The organism is Desulfosporomusa polytropa (assembly GCF_055380075.1).
Genome location: NZ_AP042400.1, coordinates 4,909,900 through 4,925,338, shown reverse-complemented (window position 1 = coordinate 4,925,338; position 15,439 = coordinate 4,909,900). Strand labels below are relative to the sequence as shown.

At 45.2% G+C, this 15,439-nt stretch carries 12 protein-coding genes and 1 rRNA gene; all 13 read right to left on the bottom strand.

Annotation, left to right across the window (positions count from 1 at the left end; translation table 11 throughout):
* Positions 1-22: 22 nt before the first annotated feature.
* The 13 genes from ACZ449_RS24660 to ftsH all read right to left on the bottom strand — a co-directional run bounded on the left by ACZ449_RS24660 (position 23) and on the right by ftsH (position 15,417).
* Positions 23-1,578, bottom strand: a 16S ribosomal RNA gene (locus tag ACZ449_RS24660).
* Positions 1,579-1,985: 407 nt separating this feature from the next.
* On the bottom strand, positions 1,986-3,488 hold the full coding sequence (lysS, locus tag ACZ449_RS24655) for a lysine--tRNA ligase (protein WP_464258688.1): 1,503 nt from the start codon (positions 3,486-3,488) through the stop codon (positions 1,986-1,988).
* 37 nt (positions 3,489-3,525) lie between these two features.
* Positions 3,526-4,005 carry a transcription elongation factor GreA gene (gene greA, locus ACZ449_RS24650; protein ID WP_464258687.1) on the bottom strand — a complete coding sequence of 160 codons (480 nt, stop codon included), beginning with the start codon at positions 4,003-4,005 and terminating at the stop codon, positions 3,526-3,528.
* Positions 4,006-4,262: 257 nt separating this feature from the next.
* Positions 4,263-5,357 carry a saccharopine dehydrogenase NADP-binding domain-containing protein gene (locus ACZ449_RS24645; RefSeq protein WP_464258686.1) on the bottom strand — a complete coding sequence of 365 codons (1,095 nt, stop codon included), beginning with the start codon at positions 5,355-5,357 and terminating at the stop codon, positions 4,263-4,265.
* Positions 5,358-5,371: 14 nt separating this feature from the next.
* Positions 5,372-6,274: a quinate 5-dehydrogenase gene (locus tag ACZ449_RS24640; protein ID WP_464258685.1), complete on the bottom strand. Its 903-nt coding sequence runs from the start codon at positions 6,272-6,274 to the stop codon at positions 5,372-5,374.
* A 16-nt stretch (positions 6,275-6,290) separates the two neighbouring features.
* The gene (locus tag ACZ449_RS24635; protein WP_464258684.1) at positions 6,291-6,812 is read right to left on the bottom strand and encodes a transcriptional regulator; all 522 of its coding nucleotides are present in this window, start codon (positions 6,810-6,812) and stop codon (positions 6,291-6,293) included.
* A gap of 129 nt (positions 6,813-6,941) precedes the next feature.
* A complete protein-coding gene (locus ACZ449_RS24630) occupies positions 6,942-7,904 on the bottom strand; it encodes a hypothetical protein (protein ID WP_464258683.1) in 963 nt (320 codons plus the stop codon).
* Between the two features lie 165 nt (positions 7,905-8,069).
* Complete coding sequence (gene dusB / locus ACZ449_RS24625) at positions 8,070-9,041, bottom strand: tRNA dihydrouridine synthase DusB (protein ID WP_464258682.1); 972 nt, start codon at positions 9,039-9,041, stop codon at positions 8,070-8,072.
* A 75-nt stretch (positions 9,042-9,116) separates the two neighbouring features.
* A complete protein-coding gene (locus ACZ449_RS24620; RefSeq protein WP_464258681.1) occupies positions 9,117-9,881 on the bottom strand; it encodes a type III pantothenate kinase in 765 nt (254 codons plus the stop codon).
* Positions 9,882-10,110: 229 nt separating this feature from the next.
* Complete coding sequence (locus ACZ449_RS24615; RefSeq protein WP_464258680.1) at positions 10,111-11,085, bottom strand: biotin--[acetyl-CoA-carboxylase] ligase; 975 nt, start codon at positions 11,083-11,085, stop codon at positions 10,111-10,113.
* A gap of 59 nt (positions 11,086-11,144) precedes the next feature.
* Positions 11,145-12,209: a uroporphyrinogen decarboxylase/cobalamine-independent methonine synthase family protein gene (locus tag ACZ449_RS24610; protein ID WP_464258679.1), complete on the bottom strand. Its 1,065-nt coding sequence runs from the start codon at positions 12,207-12,209 to the stop codon at positions 11,145-11,147.
* Positions 12,210-12,231: 22 nt separating this feature from the next.
* Positions 12,232-13,323 carry a YibE/F family protein gene (locus tag ACZ449_RS24605; RefSeq protein ID WP_464258678.1) on the bottom strand — a complete coding sequence of 364 codons (1,092 nt, stop codon included), beginning with the start codon at positions 13,321-13,323 and terminating at the stop codon, positions 12,232-12,234.
* A 162-nt stretch (positions 13,324-13,485) separates the two neighbouring features.
* Positions 13,486-15,417, bottom strand: coding sequence for an ATP-dependent zinc metalloprotease FtsH (gene ftsH / locus ACZ449_RS24600; RefSeq protein ID WP_464258677.1), 1,932 nt, complete (start codon positions 15,415-15,417; stop codon positions 13,486-13,488).
* Positions 15,418-15,439: the final 22 nt, after the last annotated feature.

Here is a 15,439-nt window from a genome sequence, read left to right as displayed (position 1 = left end):
TACGCTGAACGGTTCTCCCTAGAAAGGAGGTGATCCAGCCGCACCTTCCGATACGGCTACCTTGTTACGACTTCACCCCAATCATCGGCCCCACCTTAGACGGCTAGTTCCATTGCTGGTTACCCCACCGGCTTCGGGTGTTGTCAACTTTCGTGGTGTGACGGGCGGTGTGTACAAGGCCCGGGAACGTATTCACCGCAGTATGCTGACCTGCGATTACTAGCGATTCCGACTTCACGGAGGCGAGTTGCAGCCTCCGATCCGAACTGAGAGCTTGTTTATGCGTTTTGCTTGACCTCGCGGTCTTGCTTCGCTTTGTTTAAGCCCATTGTAGTACGTGTGTAGCCCAGGACATAAGGGGCATGATGACTTGACGTCATCCCCGCCTTCCTCCGTCTTGTCGACGGCAGTCTCCCTTGAGTTCCCACCATTATGTGCTGGCAACAAAGGATAAGGGTTGCGCTCGTTGCGGGACTTAACCCAACATCTCACGACACGAGCTGACGACAGCCATGCACCACCTGTTTTCGTGTATCCGAAGATAGGAACTAATCTCTTAGTCTTTCACTCAATGTCAAGCCCTGGTAAGGTTCTTCGCGTTGCGTCGAATTAAACCACATACTCCACCGCTTGTGCGGGCCCCCGTCAATTCCTTTGAGTTTCAACCTTGCGGCCGTACTCCCCAGGCGGGGTACTTATTGCGTTAGCTTGCGGCACAGAGGGGGTCGATACCCTCTACACCTAGTACCCATCGTTTACGGCTAGGACTACCGGGGTATCTAATCCCGTTCGCTCCCCTAGCTTTCGCGCCTCAGTGTCAGACACAGTCCAGAAAGTCGCCTTCGCCACTGGTGTTCCTCCCAATATCTACGCATTTCACCGCTACACTGGGAATTCCACTTTCCTCTCCTGCACTCAAGATATCCAGTTTCCTGCGCCTATACGGGGTTGAGCCCCGCACTTAGACACACGACTTAAAAATCCACCTACACGCCCTTTACGCCCAATAATTCCGGACAACGCTTGCCACCTACGTATTACCGCGGCTGCTGGCACGTAGTTAGCCGTGGCTTCCTCCTTTGGTACCGTCATTAGAATGCATTATTCACACATCCCACGTTCGTCCCAAACGACAGAGCTTTACAATCCGAAGACCTTCTTCACTCACGCGGCGTTGCTCCGTCAGACTTTCGTCCATTGCGGAAGATTCCCCACTGCTGCCTCCCGTAGGAGTCTGGGCCGTGTCTCAGTCCCAGTGTGGCCGTTCATCCTCTCAGACCGGCTACTGATCGTTGCCTTGGTGAGCCATTACCTCACCAACTAGCTAATCAGACGCAGACCCATCTCTAATCGGTAGCTTATATATAGAGGCCACCTTTCTTATCCTAGTCATGCGACCAAGATACCACATTCGGTATTAGCACCACTTTCGCGGTGTTGTCCCCAATTTAGAGGCAGGTTGTCTACGCGTTACTCACCCGTTCGCCACTAGGAGTTATTACTAACTCCCCGTTCGACTTGCATGTGTTAGGCACGCCGCCAGCGTTCGTCCTGAGCCAGGATCAAACTCTCCAATAAAGTATATTATTGAAGCCATTTGTTGGCTCTATAAATCAATTTAGAAATTGTTTTTGGTTTTGTATGTCGCAAGCGACATACAACCGCACATCTGGCATTTTATGATGCATTACTTACATTGTTCAGTTTTCAGGGAACACTTTGTCGTTCGCATCGCGTCGACAGCTTTTATATATTATCACATCACATTTGACGTGTCAATATATTTTTTGTTTCTTTTTTTGGAATTTTCAATCGCATGTTTTGCGACTTCTAAATACTATCACACATCAGTTAATTTTGTCAACATTTATTTGTGAAGTATATCTGCAAAGACGTCAATCGAACGAGATTTATTTTACCATAATCATTTACAACCGTCAACAGTAAAGGGACTAACCAAATAATATTGGTCAGCCCCTTTGCAACTATTCACGGTGGCGCATATGTGGAAATAAGATTACGTCTCTAATCGAATAGGAATCAGTTATAAACATAACTAACCGATCAATGCCAATGCCTAAACCACCTGTAGGCGGCAAACCATATTCAAGGGCATTAATATAATCCTCATCCATCATATGTGCTTCATCATCGCCAGCCATACGTTGAGCCAGCTGATCAGCAAAACGACCATGTTGATCAATAGGATCATTTAACTCTGAAAAGCCATTGGCAATTTCGCGGCCAAAGATAAAGGCCTCAAAACGATCAGTGATCTCAGGGTTATCCTTATTGCGTTTAGCTAAGGGAGATATCTCTGTAGGATGACCGATAATAAAGGTTGGCTGAATCAGATGCTCCTCGCAAACCTCTTCAAATACATTATTCAAGATACCGCCAATTCCATGTTTTTGTTCATATTTCACACCAAGCTTGTCGGCAATGGCACGAGCTTCAGCCACTGTCTTAACCACGCCAAAATCTTCCCCTGAATATTTTAATATGGCTTCCGGCATAGTGAGTCGATTCCACGGCGGTGTAAGGTCAATTTCCTGCCCTTGATAAGTAATCTTGGTTGTACCTAGGAGAGTCTCTGCAACTCCAGCTACCACGTCCTCTGTCAAACGCATAACATCCTGGTAATCGGCAAAAGCCTGGTAAAGCTCAAGTATAGTAAATTCCGGGTTATGTTTAATATCAATACCTTCGTTTCTAAATACCCGGCCGAGTTCGTATACTTTTTCAAAACCGCCGACAATTAGCCGTTTGAGGTACAGTTCAGGCGCAATCCGCATGTACAGTTTCATATCAAGTGCATTGTGATGGGTAATAAATGGTCGTGCTGCCGCACCACCAGCAATCGGGTGCATCATGGGTGTTTCCACTTCTAAAAAGCCTCGTTCATCTAATTGTTGCCGAACGACCTGAATGATTTTACTGCGCATAATAAAATTATTGCGCACATCTGGGTTGACAATTAGATCAAGATAACGTTGGCGATAGCGAGTCTCAACATCCTTTAAACCATGCCATTTCTCTGGCAGTGGCCGCAACGATTTAGCCAAAAATTCAAACCGATTTGCTTTTATGCTGATTTCACCTTTTTGTGTGGTAAATACTATACCCTCAATACCTACAATATCACCAATATCTAAGAGGCGAAACTGCTCATAAGCTGTTTCTCCCAATACATCTTGACGGAAATAAATCTGAATCCTGCCAGTAATATCCATTACATGACCGAAGCTCGCCTTCCCATGACCACGAACTGCCATGAGACGTCCGGCAATACGGACAGTTTGTCCTTCTAGTTCAGCATACTTATCAATAATTGTTTGCGCATGATGAGTAAAGTCATACTTGCGTCCAAAAGGTTCAATTCCTTGAGCGGCAACTTTATCCATCTTTTCCCTGCGAACCCTCATCAGTTCATTTAATTCCTCGGTTGCTTGCAGATTGTTATCTTGTCCTACTTCTATTTCTGCCATGAAACTTCTCCCCTGTCTTGCTTTCTCAGCTAAAAATTTAGTGGTGGCGTCTGATCTCCATAATTTCATATTTGAGCATCCCTGCTGGCACATTAACTTCTACAACACTACCAACCTTTTGGCCAATTATAGCCTGCCCAACCGGCGATTCGTTGGAAATTTTAAGTTCAGTCGGGTCAGCCTCAGCTGAGCCAACAATGGTATATTCGAATTCATCGTCAAACTCCAGATCCTTAAGTTTGACAGTTGATCCTAAGGCAACAATGTCTGTGCCCACTTCGCCTTCATCAATTACCTTGGCATTACGCAACATCTTTTCCAAAGTAAGAATATCGCCCTCGATAAATGCTTGTTCATTTTTAGCATCTTCATACTCCGAGTTTTCACTGATATCGCCAAATTCAATTGCTTGCTTAATACGTTCAGCTACCTCCCGGCGGCGAACTGATTTTAGATGATCCAGCTTTTGCTCTAACTTCTTCAGTCCGTCAATGGTAAGCATAACGTCTTTTTCCATGGTTCATTCTCCTCTTATTTAGCTATTTGCTAAAAATATTTTGCAAATATTATAAATTTTTCTTTGTAGATAGTGTATTCATTTTGTTTTTAAAATTGCCCTTTTGTTGAAAAAATTTTGATACGCAGGAATTAGACAATATAAATAGTGCCAAGTAGAACTTGACACTGTTACTGGTAAGAGGCACCCTAACATTGTGTGCAGCATCCTCTATTTTTCATTATTATAGGCATAAAAACGTCTTTTGTCAATATTTTCTAAAGCACTCCTTTCTGAATCTGCGAAGTTTTTGCTAGAGCATTGGTTTTAATGGCTGCAAGCTCCTGTAAGGTAACAGCTCGTTCAAAGCTGCGAAACCCTGCCAATTTAAAACCATGTTTAGTTGCTAATTTATCAATGACTTCCACTTGTTTAACCGTTAAATCCCGTCCTAACGTAAAGTTTTCATAGCGACCCTCTAACGCTAATATCATGGTCTCAGCCATACATGCATAGGCGGTTTGCGGCGGAAACCCAAAATTTAGTCTGAAGTCTACATCTCCAGGCACCTCTACGACCCCGCCTTCAAGGACAAGTACATCATTGCGTAGTTCGGCTACCCGTCGCGAGACATTACGCGGCCTAGCTACGTCACAGACAATAGCGCCTGCTTTTAAGTCCTCAGGCTCAATTATGCTATCAGTAGCGCTGGTTACAGCTACTACAATGTCAGCATTTCTAATGGCTTGTTTAGTATTAGCTGTTACCCGAACGGCTAATCCTGTAGCTTTCAAAATCTGCTTGGCAAGTTTTTCAAGCTTAACCTCATCCCGGGCTGCTAGTGTCAAGTATCGTACTTCCCGGGCTAAAATTTGAGCACATGCCGCGCCAATAGACCCAGTAGCCCCTAAGATAAGTACATTAGCCCGCGTTAAGTCAATTCCCATTGTTTTTGCTGCTTGACGCGTACCTTCCAATGCAGTAGCTACGGTATAACTGTTGCCTGTTGTTACGGCAATTTTTAAGTTTTTGGCTATTGTTATGCCTGCGTCACCGACAACAGAAGTAAACGCACCAAGACCCAGAATTTTGGCTCCAAGCTTTTCAGCTACCTTGCCAGTCTTAATAATTTTATTAATTACATATGATTCAGGCATAGCAACCATTTGGCGAGATGTCAGAGGACACCCGACAAACCAGCCTTCTGCCTTATTATGTCCAGAATCAATACCGCTAATGTGCGAGACTTTGAACGGCGGTATGTATTTGATAATACCTTCTACTAACCTGTCAGGCCAAGTACGGGTAAACGAAAATTTCCGACTAAAATCGCTGGCTTCCAAGGGATGAACTACAAAAGCAAACTTTTGCAAATACAAGCGCCTCCTTATGTAAGTTTTTTAAACCTTGGCTCAATTCCTGCTCGTTCAATAAGCTCCAAATAATTTTCAACCGTTAGCTGCGTTGGGTGTTTACCAGACAAGACCGTCAACACTCCTTCTAATATGTTGGTGCCGAAAGATCGTCCACCCATTTCTGGCGTAGTCGTTACCAAGGCAGCAACCCCACGCTCTTTTAGCAAAGCTTCATCTTCTTGCGTTACCGTATTGGTAATGATCAGCTTATCTTTCATTGTGTCTGGCATGTAACGCCTGATAAAATGAAAATCGCCAGCAATTATAGACGCACGGTGAAAATATTTTTCAAATCTAGGTGTTACCTGGGTTTGCTTATTACCTGTAGGATAAAATAAACTAACAGGCAGCTTGGTAATAACAGGAGCTATCAACTTAGCCAAACAAGCCAGACCGCTTAAAGTAGTAATGGGGATTGGCAATCCCAGGCCAAACATTAAATCGCCAAATACGGTTTTACTACCCGCACCCGCTAAAGCTTCGGCTAACCCGAATCGGTCAACCGCACACACAATAAGCGCCTGGCTATCTTTAAATTCAAAACCATATTTAGTACTAAGATAAGGTATTACCCGCCGCTCCAATGTATTCTTGATAGCGCTGCCATCAACTACTGGTGTTATCTTTGCATTAGCAGCTAATGCCGCGGACTCCCGGAAGGTATATCGCCTTTTCCCAGCATAAATATATAAATCAGTACCACCAAGACCAATTGCATCCACCTTGCCATCCAGCTCGCGGATAAGGCCTGCAGCCACCTGTTTATTTCCATCAGTGCCAATTCGCTTAATTTGAAACTGTTGACCACCAAATTCAGTAATAATCGTGCTATTACGTTTTGATGAACCCAGACTGATGCTTACCACCTGTTTCATCCTTGTATCCTCCTGGCTAAAACCTCAGCTGCCTAATAAGCGCACAAATATCTTCTGGATTGACATATTTATCTTCAGAAATCGGCGATTCGCCAATTTGCATACCGATTACTGCTTTATCAAGTAAGGTTTCCATTAATTTAATACGCATATTTGAGCCAATAATAATTACTATGTCATATTTATGGACATTGGCGATTATCTCCATAATAGTATTAAATAATTCGACGCCACTTTTGGTTTGAACAAAATCCAAGCGTTCCTGATTAGACAAAACCAGGCAAAAATCAACGCCTTCTTGTCTGGCTACAGTATATATCTCCTGACAATTTTTTATAGGGAAGCCAATGAGCGCTACACGACCACCTTTACGAATCTCGCCAATTGCCTCGAGGCGTGAAACAAAGGTGCGATCAACACAAATTTGACCTGCCACCTCTTGCTGTGATAAGCCATCTCGCCGCAATTCAAGAATTCTGTCAACAGTGTGATGAATTTTCTGTCGATCAACAATCTTGTCGCCAATACGAAGCAACATGGCTCGTTCATCTCCCCTGTAGTATATGTGCACAACATTGTGTACATACATATTTTAGCATCAACTTTATCAAATAACAAGTTTACCGAAAAATAGGAGCTATATCGCACCAAGAATAAAGAAAAGCCGTTATTCCCAAGGTTCAAAGGGAAAACGGCTAATTACTCTTTTATATGTTTCCAGCTTTAATACAGTATCATCATGAGCCATACCCTTTTTAAGGCCTTGCAGCACGCGAATGCCTTGATTCATGGTAATACCAATGTCGTCAGTAAGCTGTGACATTGTCGTACGACGAGCTTTGTCAATGGACTCATTAAGTGACTTACCGGCCTCAATATTGCTGACAAACTCTTGTGCCAAATAAAATTGAGCCAAATTAGTCATCGGATTCCCACAGGCTCCACTAGCTGTCAAACCAATTGCTTCCGGCATGGTATGTTTAATACTAAACTCTACTGATTTTTTTAACTCAGCGGTTTCCCGGCCCATAGCTTCAACCAATGTTCGTGCCGTGCATAATCCGTACGTAGTCAACGCCCGAATAACCGAGTGTTCAATCGTATGGGCTTGTTCCAACTCAACCAATCCACCTAAGTTAGCCGTTATGCTGATTTGCTCGCCTGACTCAATATCTGCACCATAAATGGTCACAGGTATATCACTTTTATCGCGAAACTCAGTATATCCTCCCTGCGGTGTCCACCCGGCACCTGAGATAGCCGGGTATTCCTTACGCATCTTTTTTAGGTTGATGTATTCAATATCATTCGAATAAAGGTAACTGCCAGCTGTTCGCATAGTGTACCAGCGAGCATGACCTCTACCTTCCAATTTAGCCATAAGTACCGGAATTTCGACCCCTGCATCATCTACAGCCGTCTGATTCCAAATATTCATAATGCGAACAATTACGCCAACAGGATATAAGGCTTGTTCTTCGACAACCCAGGGACAGATAAGGATTTCCCTCCCAACCCCTACATCTAGCAGTAGCTGACCGCCATTTTCAATGATAAACATCCCGGTAATTGTTCCACCCTGCGGCCTTGGCAATACGCCGTTGGCGACAGGCATGATGAGCATATGCATTCTTATCCCCCCGCGGAGACTGCTTATAAACGCCCATCTGCGTTGTTGCTCCTGTGGGCGTTCCCTCCGACGTACTTCCCAGTACGACTGCGGTCACGTCCTCGTCGCGCCTAGCAGCTGAACATTTCTAAGCAGTCTCCGGCTTTTGCACGGTAATGAATTTTTTCAAGTTATAGTAGTATCACGGTAGTTTTCCATTATGTGAATAAAATCTTCTCTGTTTATTGCCTGGTTAAACTTGAGCCTTAACTCGGCTGATTTAGGAAGTCCTTTGGTGTACCAGGCAGCATGACTGCGCATTTCGCGGATGCCGATGTATTCACCTTTGTGTTCGACAATCATATCGAGATGTCTAAGCAGCATGTCGATCCGTTCCTTTAGTCCAGGTGATGGTAATACTTCACCTGTTGCGAGGTAATGGGCAACTTGGCGGAATATCCAAGGATTGCCTTGGGCTCCCCGCCCTATCATTATGCCATCGCAACCAGTCTCCGTCAACATACGCTTGGCGTCTTGTGGTGTACGGATATCACCGTTGCCAATGACCGGAATCCGGACTGCCTTTTTTACCTCCCTGATACTGTTCCAGTCCGCAAAGCCAGAGTAAAATTGTTCCCGGGTACGCCCGTGAACGCTGACAGCTGCGGCTCCAGCTTGTTCTGCCAGTTTAGCAATCTCTACAGCATTCACTGACTTTTCGTCCCAGCCTTTGCGAAATTTCACAGTAACCGGGACCTTACCTGCCGCTGCTACAACAGCAGCAATAATCCGGTAAGCAAGCTCAGGTTTACGCATAAGCGCTGACCCCTCACCATTTTTAACAATTTTAAGTGTCGGGCAGCCCATGTTAATGTCAATAATATCAGCACCCGCACCAGCAACAATTTTGGCCGCCTGCCCCATGCTCTCAGGCTCTGAACCAAATATCTGCAATGCTACCGGTCGTTCCTGTTCCTTGATCGTCAACATTTTTTTCGTATGAGCATTATCATAAATCAATCCTTTGTCGCTCACCATCTCAGAATACACTAAGCCACAGCCCATTTCTTTAGCCAACAAACGAAACGGCAAATCAGTAACCCCAGCCATCGGAGCTAGAATAACGGGATTCGCCAATAAAATTTCACCGATATGCATAGGTCCCTCCTAAACAAGTGAAAGAAAAGCGGCCATAATTGACCGCCTCCTGAACTACAGCTACAAATAAAATTTCTAGCGATTACGTTCGTAAATAAGTCTAAGACCTTCTAACGTCAGAAAAGTGTCTACTTTATCAATAGTATGAGACTCCTTAGCAATTAGATTAGCCAGGCCGCCTGTGGCCACAACAGTGACCTCCCGCTCTAGTTCAGCGCACATCCGGCGGACAATTTCATCCACTTGTCCCACAAACCCGTAGATAATGCCTGACTGCATACTATTTATCGTGTTGCGACAAATGACACTCTTGGGCTTAATAAGCTCAATGCGCGGTAGTTTGGCCGCCCGTTGAAACAAAGCCTCAGTAGAAATCCAGATACCTGGCGCAATCGCTCCGCCCAAGTAATCCCCATTCTCAGCCAAAACGCAGAAAGTAGTGGCTGTACCAAAATCAACAACAATAAGTGGCCCGCCATATTTGGCATAGGCGGCAACGGCATTAACAATCCGGTCTGCGCCCACTTCGCGCGGATTTTCATATTTTATACAAATACCGGTCTTAATCCCCGGCCCCACCACAAGTGGCTTAACATTAAAATACCGTTGACACATCTTGGTTAGAGGCACATCCAACGGTGGCACAACTGAAGAAATCACAATCGCGTCCACATTCTCCATTTTCAGGCCGCGGTACGCAAATAGATTATTAAGCAACATACCATACTCATCACCGGTCTTTTGGCGATCTGTGGAAATTCGCCAGTGATAGAGTAGTTCTTCGCCCTCGTACATTCCTACAACAATATTGGAATTACCAACATCAATTACTAACAGCATTAGAAAATCCCCCTGTATGAGCTACCTAACTGCAACTAGCGCGAAGCAGCCTTGCTCCTTAATCGCTATAATTGTACCTAAAAGCAGGGAAATTGTAAACATTAAAGCCTGCTAACCCCAATCCATAAATAACTGTTAGGCCAACAAGCATGGCGAAGTTTATGGTTTTGTATGTCAATTCACAGTGTTCCGCGACATAACCGACAATATACGTGCATACCTCTAGTAGTTATAGCGACCCCGCCGGACGAATAGACACATCCCCAGCTACTACCCGTTCAACACCTTGTGATGTTTTTACTAAAAGCGCACCATCAGCATCAATGTCAACAGCCAAACCAGTGAAGCTGCACTCAAACCCCTGGACCTTCACCTGCCGTCCCAGTGTAATTGATTCTTGCCGCCAAGCTGCAAGCACTGGCGCAAACCCAGATTTTTTGACAAGCATATACGCATTTTCTAATTCAGCCAAAATGGTGGTTAACAACTTCACCCGAGAAATTGATCGTCCAGCAGCAACCGACAGGGAGGCAGCTGACGCGGCAAGTTCGCCAGGGAACTCCTCAATAGTAACGTTAATCCCCATACCGATAACTACATAATTGATAACATCCATTTCAGCGCTCATCTCAGTAAGAATCCCCACCACTTTGCGATTATTCCACAAGATGTCATTAGGCCATTTAATGCCACAGCCGATACCTGTCACCGCATTGATAGCACGGTTTACACCCACAGCTGCCATCAGCGTACATTTAGCAGCATCCATGGGACCAAATGGCGGCCTAAGCACAACAGACAGCCAAATCCCTTGGCCAAAAGGTGAAAACCAGCCCCTAGAAAGGCGGCCACGCCCGGTAGACTGGGCTTCAGCCACAACGATGGTTCCTTCCGGACAACCGTTTGCTGCCAGTTTTTTAGCCTCAGTATTGGTCGAATCCACCTCACTGAAATAGTGAATTTCCTGCCCCAATATAGTGCTAGTTAACTGCACTCTGATCTCATCAGGCAATAGCCTGTCAGTATTTTGCCGCAACGCATAACCCAGACGAGAATGGGCTTCAATGTCATAACCAGCTTGTTTCAAAGCCCGAATGTGCTTCCATACCGCCGTTCGTGACACATTAAGGTTGCGCGAAAGTTCCTCACCTGAGATATACTCTCCGGCATTACGCTTAAGCAATGCAAGTATCGCTGTCCGCAAGGGTTAATCCCCCCCAAATCGTATTGTTATCCTGATAATAATGTGGAGATTATAATTAATCACGCCGATACCTTGGCGACAATCTTTTTAGTCAAATCATAGATATGCTCTGCCAACGCGACAGGCAGCGCTCCCGTTCCACAGCTAGGTGTCCAAATGATATTTTGCTGCAAAGCGGTGCTATCAACGCCACGGTCAGCTAACTCTGCGCATTGCTGTTCAAACCGCACTACGATAGATTCCGGTGTTTCCTGCCACGCCTCCTCCGAAGTGGGCACAAGACCCCAGGCCAGCTTGCCATTCCGGCTCAAATATCCAGCCAACCCCTCTGCCTGTAATGCCATACCAGTAAAATAGTGATAGGCATCAAAGCTTATTACATCCACAGGTAATGCAAACAAAATGGACCAATCAATACCCGCACAGGCATGTACCCCTACTTTGACATTCTCGGCATGCAATGCATCAATAATAACACCCAAAGCGTCTGCCGCCATTTCCTTAGTCAAGGTAATATAACTAGATGATCCTATGAAACATAACGACGGATCATCAATAAAAATCAGTACTGGTAACCCAAGAGTCTTGAGGCGTCTAGCCTCAAATACAGCCTCAACAGCCAGACACTTTATCAGCATATCTCGCAGTGCTTCATCATAAAAACAAGCCCGTCCCCGCTCATCCTTAATCTGTAATCCCACTGTCAGCGGCCCGCTGACATGCCCCTTCACACCTTCTGCTTGCGGAAAAAAATTGGTAAAGTTGTGCAGGAAACTCTCCATACCAGCGAAAGCTTCCCCGGTTAAAGCAAATGTCTGCTCGGCAGCAGGCTCATTCATAAGAAATGCCATATATTCCTCATAAAAGGCAGCCGCATTCGTATCCCAGTCGGTCTCCATGCGGCAAAACACGGGGTCCTTTAATGGCGGAACCTTTAATACCCCTAGTTTAATGAGCGGCTGAACATATTGCACAACAAAACCCTGCTCTGGCATCTTGGCCGGTAGCTGCGGCCAATGCGGCCAATGCGGCATCGCCGTGGCAATTAGTTTGATTGCTGTCAATTCATCCTGATACGGTAAGCTGCCAAGCCCTGTAGCCCGGCCTGGTTTAATCCAATCCATACATTTTCCCTCGCTCTGCTCTTTATTTTCTATTTAACAGCACAGCTGTTATAATTGCGGTTAGCGGTATAGCACAAATCAGTCCGATACTGCCCGTTAATGCCCGCGCAATCTCAGTTACAATCATATTCAGGTTTAATATTTTTAGCATAGGCGCATTTTGTTGGGCAGCGATAAGCAGCATCAATGGTAACGAACTGCCAACATAGGCTAAAATTAAGGTATTAGACATGGTACCCATAATATCCCGTCCAACATTCATGCCAGCCCGCACTAATTCTTTAAAATTAATGGCTGGATGAACACTTTTTACCTCATATACCGCCGAAGCAATGGAGATTGTGACATCCATAACAGCACCCAGTGCACCAAAAACCATACCGGCAAACAATATCCCTTGAAAGTCAATCCCCGACAACACGGAAGCCTTAAGCACCATAGCTTCTTCGGAGTCTAAGCCTGTCAAATGCATAAGTTTAATAGACAATATCGACAACAAGCCCGCTACCGCCACTCCACCGATAGTGCCCAATACAGCAGCCAGTGTCTTTTTGGAAAAACCACTGACCACAAGTTGTGTCGCCATAGCAATAACTGCAGCTACCACCAGTGTTAGCAATGTCAGGCTGTAGTGGTTAATCATCACTTGTCCAATGAAAAACTTAAATATCACCAGCATAGAAAACGCAATAACTAATACCGACTTGATCCCAATAAAACCGCCAAATACCACTAGTGCCAGCACGAATAACCCGGCCAATATATACACATAATCAAAGCGGTCAAAATCGCTGACATGATAACTAACTTTACCAAAATCATGGGTAACTGCGACAATGACCTTATCGCCAGGTTTGACTCGGATTTCATACGGGGAACGTTCTGAGACAAAGTTAAACGTATCCACAACCGTGCCAGCCTCTGGACCGCTTTTCAACTCAATACTGACCAACTCGCCCTTGCCCATCTGATACTGTTTCTGCATAGATTGATCAAGCGGGCCAACAAATACCACTACACCCTTTTCGTACTCCACTGGTGAAACAGCTGGTGCAGCCTGTAGAATACCAGAAGATAATAGCATGATAAGAATAAAAGCAAACAGCCTCTTCAAAGTATCTCTCCTTGTCCAAACAATTTTTAATTGTAGAATATATTTATACAACGTGTTAAATATTTTTGCAGGTAGGTCAATACATCACCTACCTGCGCCTGCAAACTTCTTGACTGCGGAATATATAGAAAACAGCAGGGGAAGCCCCTGCTGTTTTTGACATCAATAGCGTGATTCAACCAAGCCAAAACTATAAACAATTTTGGGCCCGCTATCATCATTAGGATCAGGTTGGGCCGTGACTGGTGGTATTATATCAGCAGGCGGCGGATTATCATCACTATCTTTTACTTTTTCAGTTATCTTACCGTCGTTTAACAGTTGCGCTAATTGATCACCTTCCAGTGTCTCGTGTTCCAAAAGCGCATTGGCAACCAGGTGCAATTTATCAATATTTTCTTTGAGCATTTCTTCGGTTTTAGTGTAAGCCGCTTCAATCAACCGCCGAACTTCTTTGTCAATTGAGGAGGCTACTTCTTCGCTATAGTTGCGATCCCGAGAAATATCCCGTCCGAGGAAAACCTGTTGTTCTTGACGGCGACCAAAGGTGATTGGCCCTAATACTTCACTCATACCGTACTCGGTAATCATCTTACGTGTCAAATCAGTAGCACGTTCCAAATCATTTTGTGCGCCAGTACTGATTTCACCCAATACAACAGCTTCAGCAACCCGTCCACCAAGAAGCGTATTAAGTTGCTCTAATAGTTCAGTCCTGGTAGCATAGTAACGGTCTTCCTTAGGCAGCATCAACGTATAACCGCCAGCCCGTCCACGGGGAATAATAGATACTTTATGCACAGGATCAGTATGGGTAAGCATCATGCCAACAAGAGCATGACCAGCTTCATGATACGCAGTCAGCCTTTTTTCCTTGTCACTGATGACCTTGGATTTGCGCTCAGGCCCGGCTACGACCCGTTCAACAGCTTCTTCCATTTCCGGCATGTCAATGCGCCGTTTACTGCGCCTAGCTGCTAGCAGTGCCGCTTCATTAACCAGGTTGCTTAAGTCAGCACCCGTAAAACCAGGGGTGCGCCGCGCCAAAACATCAAGATCAACTTGCTCGCCGATGGGTTTGCCTTTAGTATGCACCTTGAGTATTTCCTGACGACCTCTGACATCCGGTTTGTCAACCACAATCTGGCGGTCAAAACGACCAGGACGCAAAAGTGCCGGGTCAAGAATGTCCGGACGGTTGGTAGCGGCAATAATAATAATGCCTTCATTAACGCCAAAACCATCCATCTCTACAAGTAATTGGTTCAACGTCTGCTCACGCTCGTCATGACCACCGCCTAGGCCAGCGCCCCGCTGACGACCAACAGCATCAATCTCGTCGATAAACACAATGCAGGGAGCACTTTTCTTGGCTTGTTCAAACAAGTCCCGCACCCTAGACGCACCAACACCAACAAACATTTCCACAAAATCGGAACCACTGATACTAAAGAAAGGTACGCCGGCTTCACCAGCTACCGCACGGGCTAACAGTGTTTTACCTGTGCCTGGAGGCCCAAATAAAAGTACACCTTTAGGGATACGTGCCCCTAAATCATTGAATTTTTTAGGGTGCTTTAAGAATTCAACGACCTCTTCCAAGTCCTGCTTGGCTTCATCGGCTCCAGCTACATCGCTAAATGTAACCTTAGTCTTATCCTCACCATGCAGTTTGGCCCGGGATTTACCAAAAGACATAACCCGGTTACCGCCACCCTGTGTTTGCTGCATGATAAAAAACCATACACCTATTAACAAGAGAATTGGTAAAATAGATGAAAAGATTGTCGTCCACCACGGTGGCTGCGGCGGCTGTTCCGCCTTAATATCAACACCCTTTTCCCTCAGTTGGTTGATTAGCGTCGGATCGTCTGGAGTAATAGTAGAAAACTCCTGACCATCTTTTAACTTGCCGCGAATGGTATTCTCGACAATGGTTACCCGCTCAACCTGTTGATCTTCAACTTGTTTCAGGAATTGAGTGTAACTAACTTCCTGTTTGGGTGTCGTCCGTGATGAATAGTAGTCGATTATCGATATGGCTATAATGATAATCAACAAATAAAAACTGACATTTCGGAAAAACTTGTTCAACAAGCAGCCTCCTCTCGCTGGA

What these genes read in the sequence shown, in the direction of transcription:
- ACZ449_RS24630 (WP_464258683.1), bottom strand. Translation starts at nt 7,904, where the DNA reads ATGCATATGCTCATCATGCCTGTCGCCAACGGCGTATTGCCAAGGCCG.
- greA (WP_464258687.1), bottom strand. Translation starts at nt 4,005, where the DNA reads ATGGAAAAAGACGTTATGCTTACCATTGACGGACTGAAGAAGTTAGAG.
- ACZ449_RS24640 (WP_464258685.1), bottom strand. Translation starts at nt 6,274, where the DNA reads ATGAAACAGGTGGTAAGCATCAGTCTGGGTTCATCAAAACGTAATAGC.
- ACZ449_RS24635 (WP_464258684.1), bottom strand. Translation starts at nt 6,812, where the DNA reads ATGTTGCTTCGTATTGGCGACAAGATTGTTGATCGACAGAAAATTCAT.
- ACZ449_RS24620 (WP_464258681.1), bottom strand. Translation starts at nt 9,881, where the DNA reads ATGCTGTTAGTAATTGATGTTGGTAATTCCAATATTGTTGTAGGAATG.
- dusB (WP_464258682.1), bottom strand. Translation starts at nt 9,041, where the DNA reads ATGCATATCGGTGAAATTTTATTGGCGAATCCCGTTATTCTAGCTCCG.
- lysS (WP_464258688.1), bottom strand. Translation starts at nt 3,488, where the DNA reads ATGGCAGAAATAGAAGTAGGACAAGATAACAATCTGCAAGCAACCGAG.
- ACZ449_RS24610 (WP_464258679.1), bottom strand. Translation starts at nt 12,209, where the DNA reads ATGGATTGGATTAAACCAGGCCGGGCTACAGGGCTTGGCAGCTTACCG.